The organism is Paeniglutamicibacter antarcticus, assembly GCF_039544305.1.
Classification (GTDB): domain Bacteria; phylum Actinomycetota; class Actinomycetes; order Actinomycetales; family Micrococcaceae; genus Paeniglutamicibacter; species Paeniglutamicibacter antarcticus_C.
Window position 1 is genome coordinate 1 of the sequence record NZ_BAABLK010000080.1, and the last position, 8,001, is coordinate 8,001.

7 protein-coding genes and 1 pseudogene are annotated in these 8,001 nt (G+C 64.6%); 5 read left to right on the top strand and 3 right to left on the bottom strand.

The genetic code is table 11. From position 1 onward, the window contains the following. From ABEA12_RS15465 to ABEA12_RS15475, 3 genes and pseudogenes are all read right to left on the bottom strand, one after another. Window positions 1-571: pseudogene (locus tag ABEA12_RS15465) on the bottom strand (HNH endonuclease); the annotation flags it as partial. Between the two features lie 98 nt (window positions 572-669). After that, the gene (locus ABEA12_RS15470) at window positions 670-1,614 is read right to left on the bottom strand and encodes an SDR family NAD(P)-dependent oxidoreductase (protein WP_345468874.1); all 945 of its coding nucleotides are present in this window, start codon (window positions 1,612-1,614) and stop codon (window positions 670-672) included. Beyond that, window positions 1,611-3,302, bottom strand: a complete 1,692-nt coding sequence (locus ABEA12_RS15475) for an FAD-binding oxidoreductase (RefSeq protein ID WP_210100652.1) — start codon at window positions 3,300-3,302, stop codon at window positions 1,611-1,613. Before ABEA12_RS15475 ends, ABEA12_RS15470 begins: the two co-directional genes overlap by 4 nt. Window positions 3,303-3,319: 17 nt before the next feature. Between ABEA12_RS15475 and ABEA12_RS15480 the strand changes: the two genes are divergently transcribed. The 5 genes from ABEA12_RS15480 to ABEA12_RS15500 all read left to right on the top strand — a co-directional run bounded on the left by ABEA12_RS15480 (window position 3,320) and on the right by ABEA12_RS15500 (window position 7,872). Continuing rightward, window positions 3,320-3,919 (top strand): TetR/AcrR family transcriptional regulator, encoded by a 600-nt coding sequence (locus ABEA12_RS15480; protein ID WP_210100651.1) that lies wholly within the window; start codon window positions 3,320-3,322, stop codon window positions 3,917-3,919. Then, a complete protein-coding gene (locus tag ABEA12_RS15485) occupies window positions 3,916-5,478 on the top strand; it encodes a glycerol-3-phosphate dehydrogenase/oxidase (RefSeq protein ID WP_210100650.1) in 1,563 nt (520 codons plus the stop codon). Before ABEA12_RS15480 ends, ABEA12_RS15485 begins: the two co-directional genes overlap by 4 nt. Next, a complete protein-coding gene (locus tag ABEA12_RS15490; protein WP_210100649.1) occupies window positions 5,475-6,386 on the top strand; it encodes a diacylglycerol/lipid kinase family protein in 912 nt (303 codons plus the stop codon). Before ABEA12_RS15485 ends, ABEA12_RS15490 begins: the two co-directional genes overlap by 4 nt. 111 nt (window positions 6,387-6,497) lie before the next feature. Beyond that, window positions 6,498-7,148: a hypothetical protein gene (locus ABEA12_RS15495; RefSeq protein WP_210100648.1), complete on the top strand. Its 651-nt coding sequence runs from the start codon at window positions 6,498-6,500 to the stop codon at window positions 7,146-7,148. Between the two features lie 166 nt (window positions 7,149-7,314). Further along, window positions 7,315-7,872: a DUF421 domain-containing protein gene (locus ABEA12_RS15500; RefSeq protein WP_210100647.1), complete on the top strand. Its 558-nt coding sequence runs from the start codon at window positions 7,315-7,317 to the stop codon at window positions 7,870-7,872. The last annotated feature ends 129 nt before the right edge of the window (window positions 7,873-8,001 follow it).

Consider the following 8,001-nt stretch of genomic DNA (forward strand, 5'->3'; position numbering starts at 1 on the left):
ACTTGTGCGGTTCCTCCCAGAGCAACTCATCGATCATCTTGCGGTTTTCCGTCCGCAGGTGGCGGATGCCGCTGACTATCACCCGGGTCTGCGCCTTGGTCAGGATCCCGTCGCGCAATCCCTGAAGGGTTTGGGGTAGGTCCTCGATGAGGATCCGGGAGTAGTTCACGAATTCGACACCGCGTCGAGGGGAGAGGTGCAAGGCCAGCGCCACATCGCCACGAATACCCCAGGTGGGGTTCTTCTCACGGATTCCGCGGGCCACCCGGTCACTTGAGACTTCATTCTCGAAGGCGACCACTTGGTCCGATTGCTTGGCGCTGGCCGAGCATTTCAACGCCTCAAGTGCGCCGAGGGTTTCGATGGCTGCGTAGGGATCAAGCTGCACCGCCGATGAGTTCAGGACTTGGGCGAGGATCCTCAGCCCGGCTACGCCGCTATGGGCGATGTGCTCGGACACCATGGAATCCATGTCCACCCCGTGCTCCACGAGAGCCGCGTAGGACAGGTCCTGGGTATCAACGCCGGAAGTGTTGGGGCCAGTTGCACTGCTTGATGACGTCTTTGCCATACCCCAATTATAGTAGACATGAACGACACTTTGGAGTTATCCACAACCACACTCGAACATCAGTTTGGTTAGTCTTCGTGACCTCACAGCAACACCGATCACCGGGTTTGCAGGCCGGGCTCCCTCGGCCGCGGACAACGGCAATCAGACGGATTCGCGGTCCGTAGAGATACAAAGGCCCAATCGATGCCCGGCCCAAGGCACACAGGGCTACTTGCGGCCGGTAAATTTCTCCATCGAGCGATAGACACCGAAAACACGGTCCGCCACGATGTCCCAGCGGCGATGGGCAACACCCCGCGCAACGCGGTGCTCAGCTTCACTGTCCAAGGCATCATCAGCATCGGAGTACCATCCTTCATCGCACGCCACACGCGTTCGGTCACCGGCCCGGGTTCGAGCAACGGGGTCAGCAGCGGACCGCGGGCACCCTCGAACATGCCCGTCTTGATGAATGACGGGCAGAAGGTGGTCACGGCAATGTGGTGGTGTCCCGCCTGCTTCAACTCCAGCCGCAGCGAATCGCTCCATCCGATCACTGCCCACTTCGAGGATGAATAGACGCTCATCTTGGGGTTGGCGAGCAAACCGGCGGCGGAGGCGACGTTCACGATTCTGGAAGTGCGGCCGCGTTCGATCATCTCGGGCAGGAACTCCCGGGTGATGTGCATCAGTGCCAGCGCATTGATGTTCATGGTCGCGGCAATGTCGGCACGCTGGTCGTGCTCCCAGAAGTATTTCCCGCGGATAATGCCGGCATTGTTGATCAGGATATCCGGCGCCCCGGGCCCGTTGCGTACCTCGGCGGCGGCTTCCTCGATGGATTCGAGCCTTCCAACGTCGACGACGTGGGTGTGGATTTCGCTGCCGCGGCCGCGCAGTTCCGCGGCGGCCTCTTCAAGGGCCTCGGCGTTGATGTCCCAGAGGATCACGTGGCTTGCATGGTCGTTGACGGCAAGCCGGGCGTACATCTTGCCCATGCCCATTCCGGCCCCGGTGACAAGGACCGTGGATCCTGACAATGTATCGATGACGGCACTCATGGTTTCTCCTTGGTTGCTGCTGGGTTTGTAGGTGCGGGGATGAGTTTTCCGGGGTTCATGATTCCCGACGGGTCAAGGGTTTCCTTGATGCCTGTCAGGACCTTGATGCCCAGTTCCCCGATTTCGGCATCCAGGTAGGGCGCGTGGTCTCGTCCCACGCCGTGGTGGTGGGTGATGGTGGCTCCGGTGGCAACGATGGCATTCGAGGCCGCCTCCTTGACTCTGGCATTTTGCGCTTGCGCGTCTTGCTCCAGGCCCCCAAGGAAGGTGAAGTACAGTGAAGCGCCATCGGGGTAGACGTGGGAAACATGGGTCTGCACATAGCCCCGCCCACCGCCGGCCTCCAGTGCCGCGAGGATGGCGATGCGCACCGCCGCATAGGTGGCAGCCAGCTTGGTCCAGGTGGCCGCCGTTTCCAGGGTCTCGACGTAGACGCCGCGGGTGAGCAGCTCATCGCGCAGGTAAGGGCCACTGAAGCGTCCGCGCTCCCAGGCCGTGGCCGGCATCGGCCCGAGCCCCACACCTCCGGCGGCGCGCAGGATCCGCGCACTGCGACGCTTGCGTGCGGCGGTTTCGGTCTTGGGGCCCTCCCAGACAAAGAGCGCCAGTGCCGGGGACGACTGGCCGCGGCGACGAAGATAGGAAGCAAGCGCCCCGGTCTTGAAGCCGCCGAGCTTGAAGGTGGCAGCGGTTTCATCGGTGTCGCTGAGCCGGCAAATATGGGGCATGTCCCCGCGCACCCCGTCTTGTTCGAGCATGCGCAAGGCGGCGGCACCGGCCTGGAAGTCCGGGAAGGACCACGCACCGTATGACTTGCGGGCGGGGAGCGGGGCGATCTTCACGGTGGCCGAGGTGATCACGCCCATGGTGCCCTCGGAGCCCACCACCACATCGAGCAGCTTAGGCCCGGCGGCACTGCCCGGTGCCAGGGATCCGACATCCATGGGACCGACGGGGGTCTCCAAGTGCACCGCCTTGACCAGCGCGTCCGAGCGGCCGTAACCCGTTGAGGCCTGGCCGGCCGATCGGGTTGCGACGTATCCGCCCAGGGTGGCCTCCTGGTGGCTTTGCGGGAAGTGGCCCATGGTGAACCCGTGCGGCTCGAGGGCGGCCTCGATTCCCGGTCCGCGGATTCCCGCTTCGAAGCTCGCGGTGCGCGAGAGCGGATCGATGTCCAACAGCTTGGACATGCGCCGCATGTCAAGGGTGAGCACTGCGGCGAAGCATCCGCGCAGCGGCTCGACTCCCCTGACCACCGAGGTACCTCCGCCAAAGGCAACCACCGCGATCCGCCGGCGCACGCATATCCCCAGGACCTCACGTACTTCCTCGGAGCTGCCGGGAAAGATGACGGCATCCGGTGCCCCAAGCGCGTCACCGCCGCGGATGCGCAGCAAATCCGGTGTGCTCTTGCCCCCGGCGTGCAGGATGCGCTCGGAGCGTCCGGTCGAGACATGTTCCTCGCCGCAGATACCCCGCAGCTCCTCGAGGGCCGGCTCCCCAAGCGCCGATGGGACCAAGCGCACCTCTGAGTGCTCGACGGGCGGGTTATCGCGCTGGACGCCGCTGAGCCCGAGGGTGGTGCGCAGGAACCCCAACGCACCCTCGCCCAGCGCCTTGGCCCGGGCCGGATCGCCCCAGCCGTACCAAACCGAGGGGGGAATCTCCTCTGTAACGTAGCTCACCATGCGTTACAGTGTCACACATGATGTCACAACGTACCAATACCCCGGGCGATCAGAAACTGCTCGCCGCCACCCGGGAGTCGGTCATCCTGCACGGGGTGCGGCGCACCACGGCAAACGACATTGCCGAACGCGCCGGGATTTCCCGGATGACGTTCTACCGGCGCATGGGAACGGTGGAGAATGCCGTGCTGCAAACCCTCACCCGGGAATTTCGCGCACACACCGAGTCGGTGCGCACTGAGGCCCCCGCGGGATCCGGGCGCGAACAGCTGGTGCACTTCGCGGTGAACAGCGTACGGGTGTTCGCCACCTCGCAGCTTTTGGCATCGATCGGCGAGCGCGATCCGGAGTTCCTGATCCCCTACGTCACCGACAGGTTCGGATCGAGCCAGCAGCTGCTCCTTGAACTGATCGACTCGTTGCTGGCTCGCGGGGTGGCCGATGGAAGTATCGAGGCCACCGCCTCGACGTCGATAACGCTGCTTCTGGCTCTCCAGGGTGTTGCCTTGTCCTCAAAGGTCCTGATCAACCGTGGGGACTTCGAGGATAGCCTCACCGAGCTGGGCGCCATGCTCAAGAGCCACCTGACCCCCGCAACGCAGCAGGGAAGCAAATGAAAGCCCGCGGCACAAAGGACCCTACATGGATCAACGACACCACCAGGGATCGCTCCCTCAAGCACCTGGAATCAAACATTGTTGACGTCGCGGTTCTTGGCGGAGGGATCACCGGGGCCGGTGTCGCGCTGGATGCGGCGAGCCGCGGGCTCTCGGTGGCGCTTGTGGAATCCAACGACTTCGCCTCCGGGACCAGCGGCTACAGCTCCAAGCTCGTCCACGGCGGGCTGCGCTACCTGGCCAAGGGCGATCTTTCCCTCGCCTGGGAATCGGCGGTGGAGCGGCGCTGGCTGATGTCGGTGATCGCTCCGCACCTGGTCCATCCCCTGGGGTTCGTGATCCCTGAGCGCCTCGATGCACCCAGGACCCAGGGAATCCTTGCCGGTGCCGGCGTGCTGGTCTACGACGTGCTGCGCCGCGCCTCGGGACTATCCGGGAGCATACTGCCGCGCCCGCAGCTACTGGGCAGCAAGGCGGTCTGCGCCATGGTGCCCGCCCTTGACGCGGGCGCCTTGCGCCGCGGTTTGCTCTACTGGGACGGTCAGGTCCTCGATGACGCGCGCCTGGTCCTGGGGGTGCTGCGCACCGCAGCGGCGCTGGGCGCCCACCTCGTGCGCGATCTCGCCGCCACATCGATCACCGCCACCTCCATCGAGGCCACCGACACCCGCACCGGGTCTCCGGTAGGTATCCGCGCCCGGACGGTGGTGAACGCCGCCGGTGTCTGGGCCGGAGATTTCGATGCGTCCCTGAGCCTGGTCCCCAGCCGTGGAACGCATCTGGTGGTGCGTGCCGGGACCCTGGGCAATCCCCACGCCGCCCACACCGTGGCGGTGCCCGGGAACTTCGGGCGCTACGTCTTCGTGCTTCCACAGCCCAACGGACTTGTCTACATAGGCCTGACCGACGAGGAAGACCGCCACGGCGACGGCCACCATCCGCAGATCCCGGAAGAGGACGTCGGGTTCCTGCTCGGGATCCTGAACTCCGCCCTGGCCGTGCCGCTGGCCCGCGACCAGGTGGTGGGCGCCTTCGCCGGGCTCCGGCCGCTGGTGCGCAGGATAGGGGCCAACGCCAAGGACGGCACGGCGGATATTTCCCGCAGGCACCTCATCCACGATGTTCCGGGCGAACCGATCACCGTGGTGGGCGGGAAGCTGAGCACCTACCGCGCGATGGCCGAAGACGCGGTGGACGCGGTCACCGCACGGCTGGGAGTCCGCACCCCATGCACCACCAAGACACTGCCGTTGGTGGGAGCCGGAAACCGTGCCGAGCTTGCCGCCATCGACGCCCCGGCAAGACTGGTTGCCCGCTACGGAACCGAGGCACCTGCCGTGGCTCAATTAGGGCGCACCGACCCGCTGCTGGCCGAACCGCTCTTTGCCGGAACCGAGATCACCGGCGCAGAGCTCCTCTTCGGGATCCGTGCCGAGGGAGCCGCAAGCGTCGATGACCTGCTGGGGAGGCGCACCCGGCTTGCCCTGGTTCCCGCCGATGCCGCCAAGGCGCATGGGCGAGCCACCGAGATCCTCGCCGCGGAAGGAATCTCGCCATGAGCACCTCCCCGGGCGAAACGGCCCTGCTGCTGGTCAACCCCGCCTCCGGGCGGGGCCGGGCACTGAAGCACTGGGAGGCAACGGCCGCGGCCCTGCATGAGGTGGGGTTCGCCCCCACCGTGCACATCACCGAAAACCTGGCCGAGGCCACCACCCGGGCAGCCAACGCCGCTGCGGGATCCCTTGTGGCGGTCCTGGGCGGGGACGGGTTCCTCGGCGCCGCCGCGGCCGGCGCCCGGGAATCCGGGGCAGTTCTCCTTGCTCTTGCCGGAGGCTCCGGCAATGACACGACCCGCAGGCTCGGGCTGGCCCTGGACCCGGTCAAGGCCGTGCATTCGATACCTGGGCTCCTGGCCGGGGACGTGGACCTGGGCATCGTCAACGGGCGTCCCTTCCTGGGCGTCGCCAATGTCGGCTTCGACGCGCTGGCCAACGAACTGGGCAACCGTGCCCGGCTCAACCTGGGACCGCTGGTGTACCTCTACGGCGGGATCAAGGCGTTGTGGCAGTGGAGGAACGTATCCTTCACCGTTGAGGTCGACGGAAAAACGCGCAGCTTTGTCGGGTGGCTTGTTGCCGTGGGCAATGCCGGGCAATACGGCGGAGGGCTGCGTATCGCCCCGTGCGCCAGGGTCGATGACGGGCTGCTCGACGTGGTCTCCCTGGGCACCGCTTCGATCCCGGGGGTCGTGGCGATGTTTCTGCGCTCCTACCGCGGAACCCACCTGAGCCAACGCCATGTGTCCTTCGTGCGTGGATCCGAGGTGCGGATCAGAGCCAGCAAGCCATTGAACATCTATGCCGACGGGGAATTGGTTGGTGCACTGCCGGCCCACATCCGGGTTCTGCCGGCCGCCTTGAAGGTCCTGGTCCCGGCCGGCTCGCCGGTGTTTGGCCCCACCTGCTGATCCCGGCGGGACCGCTCTGGAATACCGTCTCGCGTTCACAAAAGATCAATCCAACCTTTACCGCCAACCGGTCCCCGGGTGGACCGCTCGCTTCGGTATCACAAGGAAATCATGAACTTCGCCAGTTCGCGTCCCAATATCCTGATCCTTGCGGTCATTGCCGTGCTCTCGCTTACCGCATGCGAGCAACGAGGCCCGCAGCCACCGGAGATCACTATCCACGCCATTGCCGAAGGTTATTCCACCCTGACCACACCGGCGGAATGGAACCTACAAGAAGAAGAACTCCAACCGTGGCAAGAGCACCAGGCGTTCTCGACATCGCTGCGAATCCAAGATGCCGAAGGCCGGGACATGGCGGTGCTGATGACCGGCGGAGTGGGACCCATCGACGTGCGAGGCAGCCCGGAGGGCGAAAAATACACTCAGTTGGAACGCGGCGACTCAGCTTTGGCCAAAGAAAACCACTTTTCTTTCGACGCTTGGCGCGACGACGGTCAAACTGCATCCATCACCCTGAATTTTCGACCACCAGAAGGAGGACCACTTTGCGCGCCAGTCGATGTTTCTCTACGACGGGAAGTATGGGCTCTTCGCATGGGAAATCCTGGGCGACGAACCTCTCACCGGCGTCCCGACAGAACCCGCCGGCATGGAACGGTTGAAAGCCAACGAGAGAACGGAAGAATACATCGCACACAGTTGACCGACCACCCACCAGAATCCCTGAGGTCCCCTGCGGCAGCGGCACAGCCGTGCTAGGCAGGTGGAACCCGACCTCCAACGGGGCGTAGCCACCCTCGGCAGAGAGGACCCGATCACTCTCTCCGCCACGTCGGGCAGCCAACGGGATTGGACGCACAAGTGCGCTAAACGCCGGGGGGATCAGCTTTGGTATTAGGCTGGAACAAGGCAGGAAGGGGCCAAGATGTGGACTGACTATGGACTGACGTGGGCCGATGCCGCGCGAGTGGTACTCTCCGCCGTGGCTCTCTACGCCCTGGTCCTGGTGATGATCAGGGTCATGGGCCAACGCACGATGGCCAGCCTTTCCAGCTTCGACCTAGCCGCCGCGGTGGCTCTCGGTGCGGTCGTAGGGCGGGCAATCCTCGGGTACACCCCCACGTTGGCTGCCGGCGCCCTGGGGCTGGTCACCTTGCTCGCCCTGCAGGCAGCCACCGGACAACTGCGCCGATACCGCAAGGGAATGGCGTTGGTCAACAATAAGGCCTTCGTGCTGATGGCCGGTGGCGAGATCGTATCCGAGAACCTGCGCCGCACACATGTCTCGGAAACGGAAATCATCTCCAAGCTGCGCCTGGCCGGGATCCGTAACCGCACGGAGGTTGCCTGCGTCATCCTCGAATCAACGGGACAGATCAGTGTGTTGCGCGCGGGGGTACCCATCGATGCGGATTTTCTGGACAATGTCGCAGGTGCGGATCTGGTTCCACGGTCCTACCGTGCCGAGCCCGGGGAAACTTAAAGTGGCTCTACTGACATATCCGTGGGCGTGAGCCGCGAGCCTTAACGTCCACACGCCGCTTCCTGCCTAGGATTTTTGACTGACTAAGGTACAAAAATCTAGGGACTGAAAACGGCGTGCAGAAAACAA

Excerpts from the sequence above, each read along its gene's own strand:
- ABEA12_RS15470 (WP_345468874.1), bottom strand. The coding sequence starts at position 1,614 with ATGAGTGCCGTCATCGATACATTGTCAGGATCCACGGTCCTTGTCACC.
- ABEA12_RS15475 (WP_210100652.1), bottom strand. The coding sequence starts at position 3,302 with ATGGTGAGCTACGTTACAGAGGAGATTCCCCCCTCGGTTTGGTACGGC.
- ABEA12_RS15480 (WP_210100651.1), top strand. The coding sequence starts at position 3,320 with ATGATGTCACAACGTACCAATACCCCGGGCGATCAGAAACTGCTCGCC.
- ABEA12_RS15485 (WP_210100650.1), top strand. The coding sequence starts at position 3,916 with ATGAAAGCCCGCGGCACAAAGGACCCTACATGGATCAACGACACCACC.
- ABEA12_RS15490 (WP_210100649.1), top strand. The coding sequence starts at position 5,475 with ATGAGCACCTCCCCGGGCGAAACGGCCCTGCTGCTGGTCAACCCCGCC.
- ABEA12_RS15495 (WP_210100648.1), top strand. The coding sequence starts at position 6,498 with ATGAACTTCGCCAGTTCGCGTCCCAATATCCTGATCCTTGCGGTCATT.
- ABEA12_RS15500 (WP_210100647.1), top strand. The coding sequence starts at position 7,315 with ATGTGGACTGACTATGGACTGACGTGGGCCGATGCCGCGCGAGTGGTA.